This window comes from Coprobacillus sp. (genome assembly GCF_984815275.1).
Genome location: NZ_CFJNYH010000009.1, coordinates 57,598 through 77,153 on the forward strand (window position 1 = coordinate 57,598; position 19,556 = coordinate 77,153).

General features: G+C 30.6%; 16 protein-coding genes and 1 pseudogene. All 17 read left to right on the plus strand.

Annotated elements, in window-relative coordinates:
- Positions 1-13: 13 nt before the first annotated feature.
- Positions 14-409, plus strand: coding sequence for a DUF1934 family protein (locus tag AC5M21_RS05055; RefSeq protein ID WP_017143888.1), 396 nt, complete (start codon positions 14-16; stop codon positions 407-409).
- Positions 406-1,917, plus strand: a complete 1,512-nt coding sequence (cls, locus tag AC5M21_RS05060) for a cardiolipin synthase (protein ID WP_008787592.1) — start codon at positions 406-408, stop codon at positions 1,915-1,917. Before AC5M21_RS05055 ends, cls begins: the two co-directional genes overlap by 4 nt.
- 235 nt (positions 1,918-2,152) lie before the next feature.
- Positions 2,153-2,431, plus strand: coding sequence for a hypothetical protein (locus tag AC5M21_RS05065; RefSeq protein ID WP_008787593.1), 279 nt, complete (start codon positions 2,153-2,155; stop codon positions 2,429-2,431).
- 339 nt (positions 2,432-2,770) lie between these two features.
- Positions 2,771-4,432, plus strand: a complete 1,662-nt coding sequence (argS, locus tag AC5M21_RS05070; protein ID WP_008787594.1) for an arginine--tRNA ligase — start codon at positions 2,771-2,773, stop codon at positions 4,430-4,432.
- A 9-nt stretch (positions 4,433-4,441) separates the two neighbouring features.
- Entirely contained in the window at positions 4,442-4,771 is a 330-nt protein-coding gene (gene rpoE / locus AC5M21_RS05075) for a DNA-directed RNA polymerase subunit delta (RefSeq protein WP_008787595.1), read from the plus strand.
- A gap of 92 nt (positions 4,772-4,863) precedes the next feature.
- On the plus strand, positions 4,864-6,198 hold the full coding sequence (locus tag AC5M21_RS05080) for an APC family permease (protein ID WP_017143886.1): 1,335 nt from the start codon (positions 4,864-4,866) through the stop codon (positions 6,196-6,198).
- Positions 6,199-6,250: 52 nt separating this feature from the next.
- On the plus strand, positions 6,251-6,937 hold the full coding sequence (locus AC5M21_RS05085) for an alpha/beta fold hydrolase (protein WP_017143885.1): 687 nt from the start codon (positions 6,251-6,253) through the stop codon (positions 6,935-6,937).
- 1 nt (position 6,938) lies between these two features.
- Positions 6,939-7,691 carry a type I 3-dehydroquinate dehydratase gene (gene aroD, locus AC5M21_RS05090; RefSeq protein WP_008787598.1) on the plus strand — a complete coding sequence of 251 codons (753 nt, stop codon included), beginning with the start codon at positions 6,939-6,941 and terminating at the stop codon, positions 7,689-7,691.
- Positions 7,684-8,445, plus strand: coding sequence for an HD domain-containing protein (locus AC5M21_RS05095; protein WP_008787599.1), 762 nt, complete (start codon positions 7,684-7,686; stop codon positions 8,443-8,445). The genes aroD and AC5M21_RS05095 overlap by 8 nt, the downstream gene beginning before the upstream one ends.
- An 11-nt stretch (positions 8,446-8,456) precedes the next feature.
- The gene (locus AC5M21_RS05100) at positions 8,457-8,966 is read left to right on the plus strand and encodes a Gx transporter family protein (protein WP_008787600.1); all 510 of its coding nucleotides are present in this window, start codon (positions 8,457-8,459) and stop codon (positions 8,964-8,966) included.
- A 209-nt stretch (positions 8,967-9,175) separates the two neighbouring features.
- Positions 9,176-13,918 (plus strand): glycoside hydrolase family 2 TIM barrel-domain containing protein, encoded by a 4,743-nt coding sequence (locus AC5M21_RS05105; RefSeq protein WP_008787601.1) that lies wholly within the window; start codon positions 9,176-9,178, stop codon positions 13,916-13,918.
- A 362-nt stretch (positions 13,919-14,280) separates the two neighbouring features.
- The gene (locus AC5M21_RS05110; RefSeq protein ID WP_008787602.1) at positions 14,281-14,943 is read left to right on the plus strand and encodes a response regulator transcription factor; all 663 of its coding nucleotides are present in this window, start codon (positions 14,281-14,283) and stop codon (positions 14,941-14,943) included.
- On the plus strand, positions 14,930-16,348 hold the full coding sequence (locus tag AC5M21_RS05115; protein ID WP_008787603.1) for a sensor histidine kinase: 1,419 nt from the start codon (positions 14,930-14,932) through the stop codon (positions 16,346-16,348). The genes AC5M21_RS05110 and AC5M21_RS05115 overlap by 14 nt, the downstream gene beginning before the upstream one ends.
- The gene (locus tag AC5M21_RS05120; RefSeq protein ID WP_008787604.1) at positions 16,341-17,084 is read left to right on the plus strand and encodes a hypothetical protein; all 744 of its coding nucleotides are present in this window, start codon (positions 16,341-16,343) and stop codon (positions 17,082-17,084) included. Before AC5M21_RS05115 ends, AC5M21_RS05120 begins: the two co-directional genes overlap by 8 nt.
- Before the next feature lie 61 nt (positions 17,085-17,145).
- Positions 17,146-18,429, plus strand: coding sequence for a hypothetical protein (locus AC5M21_RS05125; protein WP_008787605.1), 1,284 nt, complete (start codon positions 17,146-17,148; stop codon positions 18,427-18,429).
- Positions 18,429-19,160 (plus strand): ABC transporter ATP-binding protein, encoded by a 732-nt coding sequence (locus tag AC5M21_RS05130; RefSeq protein ID WP_008787606.1) that lies wholly within the window; start codon positions 18,429-18,431, stop codon positions 19,158-19,160. The genes AC5M21_RS05125 and AC5M21_RS05130 overlap by 1 nt, the downstream gene beginning before the upstream one ends.
- Positions 19,144-19,556: pseudogene (locus AC5M21_RS05135) on the plus strand (hypothetical protein); the annotation flags it as partial. The gene AC5M21_RS05130 and the pseudogene AC5M21_RS05135, both read left to right, overlap by 17 nt.

Here is a 19,556-nt window from a genome sequence, read left to right on the forward strand (position 1 = left end):
ACGGTGATGGAAAATGTATCAAACAAAAAATATCCACTATAAGTCTATTTTTAAACAAGATGGGCAAAGTGAAACTATAGAATACAAATCTAAAGGTATTCTTCATGTAGGTCAAAAGACACAACTCAGTTTTGACACAAAAGAGGGAACAATTGAAATAACATATGGAAAAGAAGGAATTATTTTAAAACATGGCATATCTATGTTGAAATTTGATTTTGATAAGGAAGTTTGGAATCAATATCAACTTCCTTATGGCTTGGTTCCTTTAAAAACAAAGTTATTAAAATTCGAGGCTAATGAAGATCGCATAAAAATGAAATATGATTTATATGACCAGAATGGTCTTATATCAACAGCTTATATCTTAATAACAATGATTCCATATAGTTTCCAGGAGGAACTATGAAAATATTAAAGATATGTCTAAATAGAATGTTTATATTTGGAGTTTTAATTTTATTACAAGTTTTATGGTTAGGTTTTTTTACGTCCTCATTACTTAAATCTTATGTATGGTTAAGACCATTGATGTTTATTATGAGTTCTGCTGTTGTATTATGGCTTGTCAGTAAAGATGAAACATCAGCATATAAGATTTCATGGATTATTCTTATTCTTGTGTTTCCAGTCTTTGGAGGATTGCTTTATTTATCAATTGGAAATAAAAAACCTTCCCGTGTCATTCGTAAAAAATTACAGCCAGTCCTTGATGAAATTGAGCCGGTTATGATAATGCCACAAGATATTGCATATGAAATGAATGATGGAAAGACTCATGGATTTACATATTTATCTGATCTAGGGTTTGGGACTTATCAGAATACAATAACAAAATATTATTCATTAGGTGATTATAATTATTGTGATTTGTTAAAAGATATAAAAAATGCAAAACACTTTATTTTTATGGAATACTTTATTGTTGCAGAAGGATTAATGTTTGAGACAATACTCAAATTATTAAAACAAAAAGTGAAAGAAGGTATTGAAGTCCGTTTTATTTATGATGATGTTGGAAGTTTAACAACTGTTCCTTATCATTTTGAAAAACAATTAGAAGAATATGGTATTCAATGTGTTGTTTTTAATCCTTTTGTACCTATTGTTTCAGTTGCTATGAATCATCGTGATCATCGTAAAATTTGTGTGATTGATGGTTATATTGGTTACAGTGGAGGATTTAATCTAGCAGATGAATATATCAATGCAAAAGTTCGTTTTGGTCATTGGAAAGATACAGGAATACGTTTAGAGGGTGATGGTGTTTGGAATTTGACAACAATGTTTTTGTCTACTTGGAATGCTTATCGTCATGATGATAAAACATTTACACAATATATGCCTGATATCTATCATCATAATCATTATCCATTTGATGGATACGTTGTTGCTTATGGTGATTCTCCTTTGGATGAAGAACGCACTGGTGAAAATATATATATGAATTTAATCAATTGTGCTCAGGAAGAAATCTTAATAATGACACCATATTTTATTATTGATGATGCTATGATGAAAGCACTTATTCTCGCATGTAAAAAGGGTGTAAGTGTAAAGATTATTACACCAGGAATTCCAGATAAGAAAAATGTTTATAAAGTCACACGTTCTTATTATTATTCTCTCATTTATGAAGGAGTAGAATTTTATGAATATAAACCTGGTTTTTTGCATGCCAAAATGGTGTTATGTGATCACAAAATTGCAACTGTAGGAACAATCAATTTTGATTATCGAAGTCTTTATTTACATTTTGAATGTAATGTTTTATTGTATCAAACTTCAACAATTCAAGATATTGAAAAAGATTTCCAGGAAACACTTTCATTGAGTCAAAAAATAGATCAAAAAAAGAGTCGAAGATTTAGAGGTTTATATGAAGCTATTTTAAGATTATTTGCCCCTTTAATGTAACTGGTTGATAGTTAACAGTATACAATTTTTAATATGAGTCTCATAAATGAGTCTCATAAAATTTGTATATGAATACTTTATAAATGTGTTTAATTTATGAAAGTTATTGTAGAGGTGGTTATTGAAATAGATAATAAAATAAAGAAAAGATTAACAGTTTTTGGTATTGCCTGTATAGTTTCTATGTTTACAAAGTGGTTTGGGTCTGGACGAAACATATGGTACAATAATACTTATGAATCCTATAACAATTATTTCTCTTGTGTGTTTATTTGCTGGTATTTGGATAAATAATTATAAAAATAGTTTGATTTTCTCTTTGGCTGGTAGTTTTATACTTATTATTATGGAAATCTATTATTTTATGACTTGGCATATAATGTTTATGACAGGTGTATTCAGTATTCAGACGAGTATTGGATTAGTATATTCAATGTTTTATGTTGGAATTGGTTTAGCAATTATCTTCTTTTTCACTTTCATATGTTTTCAATCAGTAACTTTAAAAAATTAGAAATGAATTATGATGAAGTAAAGAATTTAAAAGTTAGGGAATAACAATGTGACACAATACATCATCAAGATAGGAATATAGTGATGATTTTCATAAAATCGGTCTATATATTGGTGTTATAAAAAACATAGATTAGGGCATGGTCCAGATAGCGTTGCTAGAGGTTAGAATAGATACTGAAACGAAACCTTATGAGACATCGATAACTCAGTTCTAGATGACAGTGTCTGAGTTGTAAAAGTTAATCATTATAGTATGATAAATGTAAGAAAAATGTTGACTATATCGGTAAATATGATATTGTATTAAAAGTATGATAATTGATAAAAGGAGGATACTATGGCTGTTAATAAAATAGAACTTTCATTAAAGAAGGTCTTAAAACAAGCAATTATTGATTTGGATTTTGTAGAAGATTATAATCTTGATCAAATAGTCATTGAAATCCCAAAAGACAAAACACATGGTGATTATTCAAGTAATATTGCAATGCAATTAACAAAGATTTTAAAAAGAAATCCAAGAGAGATTGCACAAGGAATTATTGAAACAATGAACAAAGATGCTGGAAATATTGATCATGTAGAAATTGCGGGACCAGGATTTATAAATTTATTTTTAAGAAAAGATGCAATGACTTCTATAATTAAAGAAGTTTTAGTTGAGCAGGATCACTATGGACAAAGTGATTTTGGAAAAGGTATAAAATACAATATTGAATTTGTATCAGCAAATCCAACTGGTGATTTACACTTGGGTCATGCGAAAGGGGCAGCTGTTGGTGATAGTATTTGTCGTATTATGAATGCAGCAGGCTATGATGTGACAAAAGAGTATTATATCAATGATGCTGGAAATCAGATTACAAATTTAGCGTTATCATTATATGCAAGATATCTTCAAGCCTTGGGACAAGAAAGACAACTTCCAGAAGATGGATACTATGGAAAAGATATCATTCAAATTGCTGAAAGCATTAAAAATGAGTATGGTGATAAGTTTGCTCATGTTGATGAAAAAGAAGCTATTGCTTATTTTAGAAGTATTGGAACTGAACATGAATTACAAAAGATTAAAGATATATTAAAAGAATTTAGAGTTGTTCATGATGTTTGGTTTAGTGAAACATCTTTATATGCTGAAAATAAGATTGAACCAACGATTCAAAGATTAAAAGATCAAGGCTATACGTATGAAGCAGAAGGGGCTTTATGGTTTAAATCAACTGAGTTTGATGATGATAAAGACCGTGTTTTAATTAAATCTGATGGAAGTTATACATATTTAACACCAGATATTGCATATCATTTAAACAAGTTAGATAGAGGATATGAGTATTTAGTAGACTTACTTGGAGCTGACCATCATGGTTATATTAATCGTATGAAAGCAGCTATTCAAGCATTAGGATATAATGCTGATCAATTAAATATTGACATTATGCAAATGGTACGTATGGTTGAAAATGGTGAAGTTGTGAAAATGAGTAAGCGTACTGGAAATGCAGTCACTATTAAAGATTTAATTGATGATATTGGTGTAGATGCATCACGTTATTTCTTTGTATCAAAAGCTGCCAGTTCACCATTTGATTTTGATTTAGGTTTAGCAAAATCGAAATCAAATGACAATCCAGTTTATTATGCACAGTATGCTCATGCAAGAATGTGCTCTATTGAAAGACAGGCACAGACTGTTGGTATTGAGGTGGCTGATCATTATGAATTATTGACACACCCTAAAGAAATAGAATTGGTAAAACATATTAATGAGTTTAGAAATGAAATAGTAGAAAGTGCAAAACAAAGAGCGCCACATAAAATTGCAAATTATATTCAAAGACTTGCTCAATTGTTCCATTCGTTCTATAATGATTGTTATGTTATTGATGAAGCAAATAGAGAGTTATCTTCACAAAGATTATCTCTTGTAAGAGCAACACAAATTACATTAAAAAATGCATTAAATTTAATTGGTGTAAGTGCACCTGAAAAAATGTAGGAGGATACTATGATTGATTATAAACAAAGTTCAATGGTTGATATTGCGTTTGATTTGATGAAGAAAAAGAAAAAACCTGTTGATTTCTATAAGTTATGGCAGGAGGTTTCAGAAATCAAAGGATTTAGTGAAGCAGATAAAGATGAAAATGAATCTTTATTCTACACAAATATTACATTAGATGGTCGCTTAATAACAGTGGGTGAAAATCATTGGGATTTAAGAAGCCGTCATAAATTTGATGAAGTGCATATTGATATGAATGATATCTATGCAGATGAAGAAGAGACTCCTGAAGAGGAAGAAGACGACGGATTAGTTGAAGATGATTATAATTAAGAGATGAGTTCATCTCTTTTTTTTTGACATATAAGTTGTGATTATGAATGAGACATGATAGAATTGTTAAACATAATGTAAAGGAAGATTTGATGAAAAAAAACAAACATGAGAAATATAGTTTATTAACCGCAATTACAATGATTGTTGGAACATGTATAGGATCGGGTATCTTTTTTAAAAGTGATAATATCTTGATAGCAACTCAAGGGAGTATTCTCTTGGGTGTTTTGTTGTTTGGTTTAGCAGCTATTGCGATTATATTTGGAAGCTTGACAATGAGTGAACTTGCTGCAAGAACAAATGAACCAGGTGGATTAATAGCATATGCACAGGAATTTGTAAATAATCAAACAGCATGTGGATTTGGCTGGTTTTTGATTTTTATCTATTTTCCTACTATTGTCGTTGTTGTGGCTTGGGTTATAGGGATTTATATAGATATCTTATTTCATTTACAAGCAACCTTAGAATTTCAAGTCCTTATAGGATTTGGATTTATTATTATTTGTTTTCTATATAATGTTTTTCTTCCACGTTTTGGTGCTATTTTTCAGGATATTTCTACATTTGTTAAAATGTTGCCATTATTTTTATTAGGCATATTAGGAATTGTTTATGGTGATCCTATTCAGGGTCTTGCTGAGACTTCACAAAGCGCTATTTTAAGCACAGGCTGGCTTATGGCCCTAGGACCCATTGCTTATTCTTATGATGGATGGATTGTGGCTACATCCCTTTCACATGAAGTCAAGAATGCGAAGCAGACAATGCCTAAAGCATTAACAATTGCACCATTACTTATTTTAACTATCTATACACTTTATTTTGTAGGGATTTCTAGTTATGTTGGTGTTGATCAGGTCATAGCCTTGGGAGATGCTCATGTCAGTGTAGCGGCGAGTCAATTATTAGGAGGCACTTTTGCCAAACTTATTGTTGTTTTTGTAATTGTATCAGTTATGGGAACTGTCAATGGATTAATTACTGGTTTTATGCGTATGCCATATTCTTTGGCAATGCGTAAGGGTATGATTCCATTTTCAAAACAACTCAAAAAGGTTCATTCACAGTTAGATATTCCTGTATCTTCTGCTTTATTTGCTTTCTTGATTTGTGCATTTTGGATGATTGTGCATTACATTTGTACGAAGTTTTCAATTATTCCTAATAGCGATATATCAGAAATTGCTATTTCTATTGCATATATGCTATATATTGTATTATATTATCAAGTTTATTGTCTCTATAAACAAAAACAGATCAAAAGTTTATTTAAGGGTGTTATTTGTCCTGTATTTGCAACAATAGGTTCATTGATAATATTGTCTGGTGGACTTCAAAGTCATTATTTTATTTATTATATAATGATTTGTGGTGGTATTTATGGTATTTCACAAATTTACTATTATTTACATACGAAGTAATTATTTATTTCATTATTTGAAAAAGGTATAATAAGACAAGGAGGTGTTAAACATGGATATCTATTATGAAATTATCGGTGAAGGATTTCCACTTGTCTTGTTACATGGAAATAATGAAGATCATCATGTTTTTGATGAGGCAGTCAAACTCTTAGCAAAAGAATACCAGTGTATTCTCATTGATTCTCGTTACCATGGACAATCTATTCATAAAGGTGATTTATCATATCAGCAAATGTGTGAAGATGTTCAAGCAGTTATGACACACTTACATATTGAAGCGTATGATGTTATTGGTTTTAGTGATGGAGCCATTGTTTCTTTATTGTTAGGATTATCTGATCAAAGATTAAAGCATATTGTTTCTATTGGAGCAAATACAAAACCATGTATGATTAAACCATTTTATCGTTTTTATGATTATGTTATGCTTATTTGTTTAATGCCTTTTTGTCTTTACAATTCAAAAGCGAGAAGAACTTTTCAACTTATTAGATTGATGCAAAAGCAACCTCAATTGAATTATAAGGATCTGCAAAAGATTCATATTCCTGTCTTGGTGATGGCAGGAGAATATGATATGATAAAACAAGATGATACATTGATGATTGGAAAGTCACTTCCCTATTGTGTTGTGAAAATTATTAAACAGGGGAATCATTTTTTACTTAGAGATTCTTTTCAACAGACAATCAAAGAAATTCAGCTTTTTTTGAAAACGTGTCATCAGGAGGTATAGTATGAAAGTTTGTACAGTCAGAGGTATTCATATTGGTGAAGGAAAGCCAAAAGTTTGTCTGCCTATTGTAGGGAAAAATGAAAAGGAGATTATTCAGCAATTTCAATCATTTCAAGGCTTGCCATATGATGTTATTGAATTGAGGATAGATTTTTATCAGGAGATAAGAAATAGCAGTAGCTTAAAAAGTGTTCTACAGAAATTAAGATCAATGACAGATTTACCTATTTTACTAACATATCGTTCTTCTCGTGAGGGAGGACAGATGCAATTGAGTGATGAAGAATATCAAACATTTGTAAAGCAGGCATGTGAGAGTCAGTGTATAGATTTAATTGATATTGAATTGATGAGTGGGAATACTTTGGTCTTTCAACTTGTAGAAATTGCTCATCAAAATGATATCAAAGTCGTGATGTCTAATCATGATTTTGATAAGACACCTTGTTTTTCTGATATGATGAATAGATTAGAACAAATGGAAATTCTAGGAGCAGATATTTGTAAATTAGCTGTTATGCCAATAACTTATAAAGATGTTATAACATTATTAAATATGACATTAGAAATGTCTCATAAATTAGAAAGACCAATAGTTACAATGGCTATGGGGAAAATTGGCGTGATTTCTAGAATTACAGGTGAATTAACAGGTTCATCTATGACTTTTGCAAGTGCTGGTAAAATATCTGCACCAGGTCAAATGAATGTTATTGATATGCAAGTTTTATTGGAGGCTATTCATCATGATTGATCTTCAAAAAGCAAGATTGGCATTTAAAAATTATGTCTCTCATTATGATACAAATATTCCATCTATTCGTTTGAAAATTATTCATACATATGAAGTTATGAAATGTAGTGATTATCTTTGTAAACAATTAAAATGGAATCAGGAAGATAAAGAGTTAGCCGCTTTAATTGCTTTATTACATGATATTGGACGTTTTGAACAATGGGTGAAATATGAAAGCTTTGCTGATTATAAAACGATTGATCACGCAATGTTTTCAAGTCAACTGCTATTTGATGAAGGTTTTATAAGAACCTTTATTGAAGATCATCAATATGATGATCTTATCAAAGCAGCTATTGAACAGCATAATAAATATAAAATAGATGAAGGGTTTGATGAAAGAACTTTATTGTTCATTCATTTGATTAGAGATGCTGATAAATTAGATAATTTTAGAGTTAAAGAGGAAGAAGATATTGAAAATACACTCTATGCATCTGCTGAAGTCGTTAACCAAGAAAAAATATCACCAGAAATATATAAACAATTCTATAATCAAGAACTTATTTATGCACCTTATCGAAAAACACGTTTAGATATGTGGTTATCTTATATTGCATTTATCTTTGATTTGCATTTTCCACAAAGTTTACAATATATTCAAGAAAACAATTGGGTTCATCGCTCTTTTGATAGATTGAATCCACAGGATCAAAAGACACATAAACAATACACTATCTTACGACAACGTGCTTTGGATTATATTAAATAGAAAGGATTATTATGGGACATAAGAAAACAAAAAAAATTGTATATCTGGCATTGTTAAGTGCCCTTGCAATTATTTTACATACTGTAGATCATTATCTGTCTTCTCCACTCCCATTGGGAGTTAAGTTAGGAATTGCCAATATTGTAGCTTTACTTGTTGTAGATATTTATGGGACAAAGGAAATGTTTGTTGTCAATTTTTTCCGTGTTATTATTTCTGGTCTTCTAACTGGAACACTCATGCATTATACCTTTTTAATGAGTTGTGGCGGTGTCTTTTTGAGCAGTGTTGTTTTAGCACTTTTAAAAAGATATACAAAGCTACCTCTGGTATCTGTATCAATTATTGCTGCTATATGCCATAATATTGGACAAATGTTTGTGATATCTTTTGTGATTTCTTCAGCTGCTTTAATGCCATATATATTTGTTATGTTGGCAGCTTCTATTCCAACAGGAATTTTAACAGGCTTAACTGCTATTGAGGTATTAAAGAGAGTAAAAAGGGAACAGTTTCAATAAATACTTATTCACTAAAATATTAATAATAATTAGTAAAAATATTGACATAATTTACTTAAACAATTATACTGATAGTACAGTAGGATTGTTACTATTTGATTAGGCAAGACCTAATGACTTGAATGTATATTATTACATCAAGCCATTAGGTCTTTTTATGTATTCAAATAATCATAATAGTACATCCTCTATGAAAAAAGGAGGCAATTATGAAAGGGAAATGGAATCAAAAAATTTGTGCTATAGCCACTGCATCACTCTTATTAACATCACTACCTATTGATGTTTTAGCACAAGAAAATACTCGAATCAGTCAATCTCATCCAGAAGATGTTTATGTTGATCTTATCGGTGATGGAGAACGAACAACTTTATTTAATGAAAATTGGAAGTTTCATCGTGGGGATATATCCGATGCACAAAAACAGGATTTTAATGATTCGTCTTGGGATACAGTCAATTTACCACATGATTATAGTATTGATCAGAATTTTACAACCAATGGTGAAGCCGAAAGTGGATTTTTACCTGGTGGAATTGGTTGGTATCGTAAAACATTTGTTGTTCCAGAAAAATATCAGGAAAAACAATTAGTTATTGAATTTGATGGAGCATATATGAATGCTGAAGTTTATCTTAATGGGAAAAAGTTAGGTGTGCATCCTTATGGTTATACTGCATTTGCATTTGATATTACAGATGGATTGATTTGTGATGGGAAAACTGAAAATGTAATCGTTGTGAAAACAAATAATAAAATTCCAAGTAGCCGTTGGTATTCAGGGAGTGGTATTTATCGTGATGTTCAGTTAACTGTTACAAATAAAGTTCATGTTGGCTATAATGGAACTCAATTAATTGCAAAAGATCTAGAAAACACAAAGGATAGTGTTGTTAAGATGGATGTTATTGCGAAAGTTGAAAATAATAATGATGTACCAAAAACAGTAACAATTAAAAATACTTTACGAGATCAACAAGGAAATATAGCCAGTCGTGTAGCAAGTCAGGAAGTTCAACTATCAGCAAAGAGTACAAAAGATATCAAGCAAGAAGTCTTAGTGGATAAACCTCAATTATGGTCAGTTGAAAATAGGTATTTATATACAATGAAAACTGAGATTCTTGATGGTGAAGAGATTATAGATACATATCATACTGATTATGGTTTTAGATATTTTAATTTTGATAAAAATAATGGATTTTCATTAAATGGAAAGAATATGAAATTAAAAGGTGTATGTATGCACCACGATCAGGGTGCGTTGGGCGCTGTTGCTAATCGTGATGCGATTGAACGCCAAATAAAAATATTAAAAGAAATGGGATGTAATTCCATTCGTGTTACACACAATCCTGCTGCATCTTCATTGATAGATGTATGTAATGAGTATGGTATTTTGGTTATTAATGAAGCTTTTGATGGCTGGACAGAGTATAAAAATGGGAATGTTAATGACTATGGTGCTTATTTTAATCAGACTATTGATGACAATAATCAAATTATCAATGGTGAAAATGGTATGAAATGGGCTGAATTTGATATCAAAGCTATGATTAATAGTTGTAAGAATGATCCTAGTGTTATCATGTGGTCATTAGGAAATGAGATTGATGAAGGGACATCTGGTTCAACATCACATTATGTTGATTTAGTTGATGAGCTTATTCAATGGGTTCAGGAAGTTGATATGACTCGCCCTGTCACAAATGGTGACAATCGCAAAAATACAGATCCTAGTGCTATGATTAGTCAAATAAATCAGAAAATATATGAAGCGGGTGGAGTTGTTGGATTAAATTATGCCAATAATGATCAAACAAACGCAATGCATACAACATATAGTGATTGGCCATTGTATGGTTCTGAAACAGCAAGTGCTGTTCATAGTCGAGGTGTTTATAGTACAGCGGGCAGAGATGATAATATTTTACAGATGTCTGAATATGATAATGATCAAGCAAAAGTCGGTTGGGGGCATTCTGCTAGTGATGCTTGGCAATTTGTGATTGAAAATGATTTTAATGCTGGTGAGTTTGTTTGGACAGGTTTTGATTATATTGGAGAGCCAACTCCATGGAATGGAACGGGTGCAGGAAGTGTAAGTGGTCAGGGCGCAAAACCAAAGTCTTCATATTTTGGAATTGTAGATACAGCTGGTTTCAAGAAGGATACTTATTATTTATATAAGAGTATGTGGGATGAAAATTCTACAACTTTACATTTAATGTCAACTTGGAACAATAATGAAATTACGAAAACAAGTGATGGAAAAGTCAAGGTTGATGTCTTTACAAATGCTGCTAAAGTCGAACTGTATTTGAATGGGAGAAAAATTGGTGAAGATACTGCCACACCACACACAACATCTTTAGGCTATAAATATCAAACTTTTTCAAATGGTGAGTTTTATCCAAGTTTTAATGTGACTTGGGAATCTGGAACATTGAGTGCTAAAGCATATGATAAGGATGGTCATTTGATAGATGATACAGTCGGAAGAAAGCAAGTGACAACAAATTCTGCTGCAACTTATTTAGATACTTATAGTGATAAGACAGAGATCAGTGCAGATGGAAGCAGTTTGTCTTATATTACAGTTGATGTTAAAGATGTAAACAATAACATTGTTTCTGGAGCAGACCATCGTATTCATTTTAGTATTGAGGGGCATGGTCAAATTGTTGGTGTTGATAATGGGAATGCTGCAGATACTGATAGTTATAAAGGTAATTCAAGAAAAGCATTTTCAGGTAAGGTGCTGGTGATTGTTCAATCAACGAAAGAAGCAGGTGATTTTACTCTGACTGCAAGTGCAGATGGTCTAAAGAGTTCAAGTATTACTGTAAAAACAAGAAAAGATACAGTTGAAGGTGATATTTATTTACAAAGCTATCGTATTGCCAAGAACTTGTATGTAGGTCTAAGTGAGACACCTGTTTTACCATTACAAGTTATAGGGACATATAATAATGGTGAAAAGAAAGAGTTAAGTGTTCAATGGAATAAGTATGATGAAAATCTGTTAAATAAAGTAGGTGAATTCACTGTAACAGGTCAATTGAAAGAAGATCATGCAACTGTAAGTGTAACAGTTCATGTGATTGGCGATATTGTGGCAGTAGAAAATCAATCAATAGTCACAAATGCAGGTGTAACACCATCCTTACCACAAACTGTTAGAGGATTATATCAAAATGGGACTTATAGTGAATCTTTCCCTGTCAAATGGGAAGTTCCAGTTGATGCCTTTAAAGATGAAGGAATTGTAACAATTAAGGGATCTGTCAGTATTTTGAATACAACCCAAGAAGTTATAATGACAGTCAGAGTTGCACCTCCTCTAGCAGAATCTCAAAATATTGCTTCAAAGAATCATCATGATGTACCAGTATTTACAAATGGAAAAATGGTTGATGGAGTTCCAAGTGATCCAACTTCAATAGCAATTAATGATTCATTATCAGAATTAAATGATGGTGTGACTACTGAATCAAGCCGAGAAAGCGCAAGGTGGACAAACTGGAGCTTGAGAGATGAAAATCCACCTGTTGATACTTATATTCAGTTAGATTGGCAACAGGAATATACAATGCAGAATGTTAAGCTTTGGCATTTTACAGATAATCAATATAGTGTTTTACCAGGTGACAGCAATGTTCGTTTTGAATATTATGATAGTGAGACGGGAACATGGAAAGAAATTGAATCTTCTCATATTACACAAGTTCCATTTACATCTGGGGATACTCCATATGGATTTATTCAACCAATTACAACTCGTCAATTAAGAGTATGGTTAAAATCACCACAAGTGGGTAAATGCATAGGATTAACAGAAATTGAAGTTTATGATTATATCATGCCAGTACAAGCCAATAAGAGTGCACAGTTAGATGAATTGAAACTTAATGGCATTCAAATTACAGATTTTGCTGGTTATCAAGGATATGATGCCAATACAAGAACTTATACTGTTGATTTAAGACATATGAATCGCTCAAAGTCTCCTTTTAAAAATATTGAAATTCCAACAATAGTTGCTCAAAGTCTTAATAATGAAGCAATAACAATTCTTCCGTTATACAATAATGAAGTGAAAATTATTGTTAAATCTGAAGATGGTCAAACAACAGAAACATATACAATTCAATTTATTATTCCTGTGAATAAGGAACTTTTATATCAATATATAGAAAGTAGTGACATCAAGAATGTTTTAAAGTCAAAAGATGATTACACAGAAGAATCTTATAAAGATTTTAAAAATGCTTATGATGATGCTATAAATCTTTTGAATAATGAATCATCTCTTCAAGAACAAATTGATAAGAGTTTAAATGAGTTACAGAATGCATATCAAAGATTAGTGAAAAAGATAGGTCATAAGGTTGATAAATCACAATTAGAATCAATTATTCTTAAAGCTGAAAAAATCACTGAAGAAACATTAAAAAAATTGGATACCAAAATTGTTCAAGAATTCAAATCAGCATTACAGAAAGCAAAACAGATTTATAATAATGGTGAAGTAACACAATTAGAAGTGAATAATGCAATAACTTTATTAAGTGAAGCTATTGATTATTTAAAAATAAGTAGTATTGATAAAACAGCATTGCAAGAGTTAATGAAACAAGTTGAAGCATTAAATGCAAAAGATTATACGTTGTCTTCATGGAAAAATTTAAAGAAAGCTCTCATAAATGCTCAATCAGTATTTAAAGACGAAAAAGCCACGGCTGAGCAAATTATGTCAGCAGAGGAGCAATTGAAAACAGCATTTGAACATCTTAAAAAGGAAGGTATGGAACAAACTTCAACAACACCTCAAAAAGGATCAAGTGCAAACACAAGTGATTCAACATATTTTGTGGGAATGCTTTCTTTAGTTACATCAATACTCATCATTGTAGTATGTTTAAGACATAAAAAAGAACAAAGTCATTAATAAGTATAAAAACATGAATTTCAGGTTCTCCTTAATTCATGTTTTTTTTATTCTGTAGGAATGAAGGTACATCAAATAGCATCATCTGTTATGGCAAGATTATTTTATGGTTATGATGTGAAAGAGGATTGAGCAGATAGTTCATATTAGTAAGTAGATTTACAGATAGATAGACTGACTATGACACTATTGAGGAGGGAAAGAAACTATCTGAAGGTGAGATGTGGTAATTATGAAAGATATCTGTTTTGAAATTTTTATCTCAAATAATAAAAAAATAAATCAGAAATATCATTATTATCTCTAGGTTGTGATACAATAATGATACAACTCTTTTATAAGATAGATAAGAGGTGAGAGATATGCAGATATTAATTGTAGAAGATGAAAGACCTATTGCTGATTTAATAATGATGAATTTAACAAGAGCAGGATATCAATGTGACTATGCTTCAAATGGGAAAATAGGTGCAGATATGATTGAAAATCATTTTTATGATCTCATTTTATTAGATATTATGCTTCCTGAAATTAGTGGTTATGAATTGATGGAATATATTGAACCACAAAGTATTCCAGTTATTTTTATAACTGCAAAAGGAAGTATTAAAGATCGGGTTAAAGGATTGCATATGGGGGCAGATGATTATTTGGTAAAACCATTTTCAATTGATGAACTTATAGCAAGAGTGGAAAGTGTTTTGAGACGGTATCATAAAGGAATTGAAATCATACATGTTTTAAATATAGAGGTTGATACAAAGAAAAGATGTGTTATTCAAAATGGAAAAAAGATAGACATTACCAATATGGAATATGAATTGTTATTATTCTTAATTAGAAATAAAAATATGGCATTGTACCGAGATGTCCTTTATCAAAAAGTTTGGAAAGAAGACTTTGACCAAACAAGAACATTAGATTTACATATCCAAAGATTACGTAAAAAGTTGGGTTGGCATGAAGAAATCAAAACAGTTTACAAGATTGGTTATATGTTAGAGGTTCCAAATGAAGTTTGCTGAAAAAATTATCTGGTCATGTTTACTGACTTTGGCTATTCTTTTTTCTATAGGTTCATCAGCACTCATATATCAAAATCATCATAACCTTCTTCAAACAACGATTAATCATAATTTATCTACTCATGAAATAGAAGTCTATTCTTTAGAGACAAGATTATTTCAGGATTCATTAGAATATGCAAGAGATTCTCATCAGGAACAATCTAAAATGATAGACAGAGCTATTTATTATCTTGAACAGTTTCGTTATACATCACAGGTTCAAAAAACCTATGCTTTATCACTTTCTAATCAAGAAATCTTATACAGCAATATTGATAATGAATACCGTCAATATATTTCATTGGATTTTGAACAAAAATATTTTCTTAAACATTTGAATCAACAATATAAGATGTTTGTAACTTCAAAAGTCAATGCAGGAAAAAATGTATATTACTTAACTTCTTGTTATGATGTGACTTCTGTTTATCAAGATAGAGACAGACAGATTGGAAATTTTTTAGTTATTAGTGTTATTCTTTTTGGCATTGCTTATGCTATACTCAAATTTCTTTCTTCTTATCTTACTCAATCTATTCATAGATTAAATGCAGTGAGTCAGCGTATTGCTGATGGAGAGTACAGTGAACGTACACAAATTGAAAGCGAAGATGAAATTGGTGAATTATCAAGAAGTTTTGATGAAATGGCTGAAATGAATGAAAGAAAAATTCATCAATTACAGGATAGTGTTATCCAGAAGGAAGAGTTCATGGGAAGTTTCTCTCATGAAGTGAAAACACCCATGACAGCGATTTTAGGATTTGCAGATTTATTAAGAACTTGTGATTGTGATGAAGAAACACGTCAAAAGGCTGCTCAATATATTTATACAGAAGGTAAGCGATTAGAGAAACTTTCTTATACGCTCATGGATTTATTAGCAGTTGGAGATCATCAAATACAATTGGAACCAGTTTCTTTAAAACTTATTTTTAAGCAATTAAGCGATTATTATTTTGGAAAGTATGTTCATTATATATTAAGATTTGAAGAGACAGATTTATGGGTAAAATCGCAATCAGATTTATTATTTACTTTACTAAGAAATCTGATTGATAATGCTATGAAGGCGAGCCAAGAGGGACAGACAATTATAGTGAAAACTTATCTTGAAAATAATCAGGTGGTAGTCTCAGTTGTTGATGAAGGAATGGGAATGAGTCAAGAAGATGTTAAAAAGGCTACAGAAGCGTTCTATATGGCAGATAAATCTCGTTCGCGATCTCTGGGTGGGGCTGGACTTGGATTAACAATTGTTAAACGTATTTGTGACGCTCATCAAACTGAACTCTCTATTCAATCAGAATTACATTTAGGAACAACAGTTAGTTTTACGTTGGAGGTCATTGACCATGAATAAGAAGAAAATGCGCGTTATAGGTAGTTTTGTTTTGATTATTTCACTATCTTTTCCTATGATCATTGTTGGTTTTCAGGACTTTTATGATATTAATAAAGAAATATCACTAGAAAATAGCCAAACTGAAGATATACTAAAAGAACATCCTGTTATAGAAGGGATTTATAAGTTTTATCAAAATTCATCAACCAATAGTCAAGAATATGTCATTAAAAGAAAAGATGAATACACTGTGAAAGAACAAGAAAAGTTGCTACAGCTTCAAACACTCTTTAGTGGAGAAATTGAAAAGTTAATGAATCATAAAATTTTAAGCCATGAGTTATTAGAAAATGAAGATGAGAAGTATATTGCTGATTATGGAACTTTAATTGATGATGAAAATGCTTATTATTTAAGACAAGTTTTGAGAATGTGGCAGGATTCATTCAAATCATTTGATTATCAAATGGATCCTCAAACTCATAAAATCATTGGTTTTTCAATGAGTCAGGAAGATAATCTTATTATGAGTGATAATGAAATGAAAACAATGGCTTGGAGAATGATTGAATATTTAGAATTAGATGATATTGATGATTGGGTTTATAATCAATATGGTTATGAATCAAATAAAGCAAAATTACGTATATCATGCGAATTTGAAAAAAGGGTAGATACAAATAATATCAATATTAATGTCACATTATTAGGTGTTCTTAGGCCTTTATTGTATGGAGGAGTAACTCAAAATTAAGTTACTCCTTTTTTACAAGTTGGATACATCTGTTGTTTACAATAGTTTTGGGTGATGAAAAATGAAAAAAATATTTATAGTCTTATTAGGTTTAATGTTGGTAGGTTGTCAAAGTCCTCAATCGCAACCAACAACAAACCAGACGAAAAAAGAAAAAGGAGATTTAATTTTAAAAGAGTGGAAGTATTTATTCTGGAATGGAGATACATCCAAAAAAGGTTACTACTTTTTAAAGGATGAAGAAGAAAAGAGTTATATTAGTTATTATGATTATGCTTCAAAGCAAGAAGTCTATTTATGTAATAAGCCTGAATGTCAACATAAAGATGAAACATGTACTGCCTATTTGGAGAGTGGAAGTTCTATGATGAATCAAATTCTTGTTTATGGTGACCACTTGTATATGATAGAAACAATGGGATTTGGCATGAATGCTTTAGGAGAAAGAGAACAAAAAGGACCTGGGATAGTCCAGATGGATTTAGATGGACAAAATCGTAAAGAATTGTGTCGATTAGATGATGGCTATGAATTTGAATTAAATAATCTTATTTTTGCAGATGATGAATTATATATTCCTGTCACAAAAACACAAAACGTTGAAGTCAATTTAAATGAAACAATGCAAGTCACAACTGATAAAAATTTATGCTCAATCAATTTAAAGACAGGTGATATAACAAAAGTGTTTGATATGAAATATAAAAATATCTTAGGTGGAGAAGGTCGTCAATTGATTATGAGTACAATGAGCTATAGTGAAGATCCACAGAAATATCTTGATGAAAAGAATTATAAAAAATATGATAAATTAATGATGAATGCAAAAGTCAATTATGAAATCTATAATATAGATACAAAAGAATCAAAAACCGTTCAAGTCAATCATCAAGAAATTGGAAATTATTATCAAAATAAAATTTATTATATAGAGAAAAATCAATTATATATTCTTGATTTAGAAACAGAAAAGATAAGTCATATTATAGATTTACCAAAAGGATCAACATATAACTTTTCAATGATTATTAATGATTATGCAATAATTGAACAATGGAAAGATAAATTTATAGATACTTATAAAATATCATTAGAAAATCCAAAACTTGAAAAATTAAATCAGTCTACAAGAGCACCAAAAGAATTTGTACAAATATTGGCGCAAACAAAAGATCAATTGTTAGTTGTTTATGATCGAGAGGGGAAGGAAGAAAAAACATGGGCAGGGACAATGCAATATGAAACTCAGAAAGAATATGTTGGTTTAATTTCTAAGGATGACTTTCTTAACAATAAGAAGAATTATGAGCCAATAAAAACATTAACGAAAAAGAGGCGTGCATAATGTTAGAAGTTAAAGATCTATCTAAAGCATATAAAAATGTACAAGCTTTAAACCATGTCAATTTTCATTTAAAAGAAGGTATTTATGCATTGTTAGGACCAAATGGCTCTGGAAAATCAACATTAATGAATCTGCTTTGTCAACAATTAAAACCAACAACAGGAAAGATACTATGGAATGAACAAGAAATATCAAAATTAGGATATTCATATTATCAAATTTTGGGTTATGCACCACAGCAGCAAGGACTTTATGAAGAAATGAGTGGACTTAGATTTTTAACATATATGGCGCTTCTTAAGGATATACCAAAAAAAGAAATTCAACAGGAGGTGCAACGTGTTGCACAGCTAGTCAATATGCAGGATCATTTAACAAAGAAATGTCGTGCTTATTCAGGTGGAATGAAGCAAAGATTATTAGTTGCTCAAGCTTTATTAGGAAATCCTTTACTTCTTTTGTTTGATGAGCCAACAGCAGGGTTAGACCCTAAAGAACGTGTCTCTTTAAGAAATGTTTTTGATAAATTGTCACATAATCATATATTATTAATTGCTACGCATGTTGTGTCAGATGTTGAAACTATTGCCAAGGAAATAATTTTTCTAAAAAAAGGTGAAATTGTCAATTCAGGGAGTGTGAATGAACTCCTTGAAGAATACTGTCAACCTTCATTAGAAGATGTTTATCTGGATTTGTTTGGAGATGATGAAGATGTTACAGTTGATTAAATTTGAGTTTATAAAGTTTCTTCAAAAAAGAAATCTCATAGCATTTCTTATTATTCTTTGTATTTTAAATATAGGTATCTTTGCATATACTCAAAATTTAGACTCTCAGATTCCACCCTCATCCTATCATCAGCTACAAACAGAATTGCAGACTATTTCTAATGACAAAAGATATCAATTCATAAAAGATAAATATGAAACATATCATGGATTTTTAATTATAGAGCAATTGATAAATTTGCGTATGAATGAAAAAGACAATCAATATATAATTGAATCAATTTTAAATGAAAATCCTCAGGTTGAAGAAAAATATGGAAAATTATATCAAGAGAATCACGATCCTATTTATACTTCCCATTTAGAAAGTGAAGTGACATTTCTAGAAGAGATTTT

Excerpts from the sequence above, each read along its gene's own strand:
- AC5M21_RS05055 (WP_017143888.1), top strand. The coding sequence starts at position 14 with ATGTATCAAACAAAAAATATCCACTATAAGTCTATTTTTAAACAAGAT.
- cls (WP_008787592.1), top strand. The coding sequence starts at position 406 with ATGAAAATATTAAAGATATGTCTAAATAGAATGTTTATATTTGGAGTT.
- AC5M21_RS05065 (WP_008787593.1), top strand. The coding sequence starts at position 2,153 with ATGAATCCTATAACAATTATTTCTCTTGTGTGTTTATTTGCTGGTATT.
- argS (WP_008787594.1), top strand. The coding sequence starts at position 2,771 with ATGGCTGTTAATAAAATAGAACTTTCATTAAAGAAGGTCTTAAAACAA.
- rpoE (WP_008787595.1), top strand. The coding sequence starts at position 4,442 with ATGATTGATTATAAACAAAGTTCAATGGTTGATATTGCGTTTGATTTG.
- AC5M21_RS05080 (WP_017143886.1), top strand. The coding sequence starts at position 4,864 with ATGAAAAAAAACAAACATGAGAAATATAGTTTATTAACCGCAATTACA.
- AC5M21_RS05085 (WP_017143885.1), top strand. The coding sequence starts at position 6,251 with ATGGATATCTATTATGAAATTATCGGTGAAGGATTTCCACTTGTCTTG.
- aroD (WP_008787598.1), top strand. The coding sequence starts at position 6,939 with ATGAAAGTTTGTACAGTCAGAGGTATTCATATTGGTGAAGGAAAGCCA.
- AC5M21_RS05095 (WP_008787599.1), top strand. The coding sequence starts at position 7,684 with ATGATTGATCTTCAAAAAGCAAGATTGGCATTTAAAAATTATGTCTCT.
- AC5M21_RS05100 (WP_008787600.1), top strand. The coding sequence starts at position 8,457 with ATGGGACATAAGAAAACAAAAAAAATTGTATATCTGGCATTGTTAAGT.
- AC5M21_RS05105 (WP_008787601.1), top strand. The coding sequence starts at position 9,176 with ATGAAAGGGAAATGGAATCAAAAAATTTGTGCTATAGCCACTGCATCA.
- AC5M21_RS05110 (WP_008787602.1), top strand. The coding sequence starts at position 14,281 with ATGCAGATATTAATTGTAGAAGATGAAAGACCTATTGCTGATTTAATA.
- AC5M21_RS05115 (WP_008787603.1), top strand. The coding sequence starts at position 14,930 with ATGAAGTTTGCTGAAAAAATTATCTGGTCATGTTTACTGACTTTGGCT.
- AC5M21_RS05120 (WP_008787604.1), top strand. The coding sequence starts at position 16,341 with ATGAATAAGAAGAAAATGCGCGTTATAGGTAGTTTTGTTTTGATTATT.
- AC5M21_RS05125 (WP_008787605.1), top strand. The coding sequence starts at position 17,146 with ATGAAAAAAATATTTATAGTCTTATTAGGTTTAATGTTGGTAGGTTGT.
- AC5M21_RS05130 (WP_008787606.1), top strand. The coding sequence starts at position 18,429 with ATGTTAGAAGTTAAAGATCTATCTAAAGCATATAAAAATGTACAAGCT.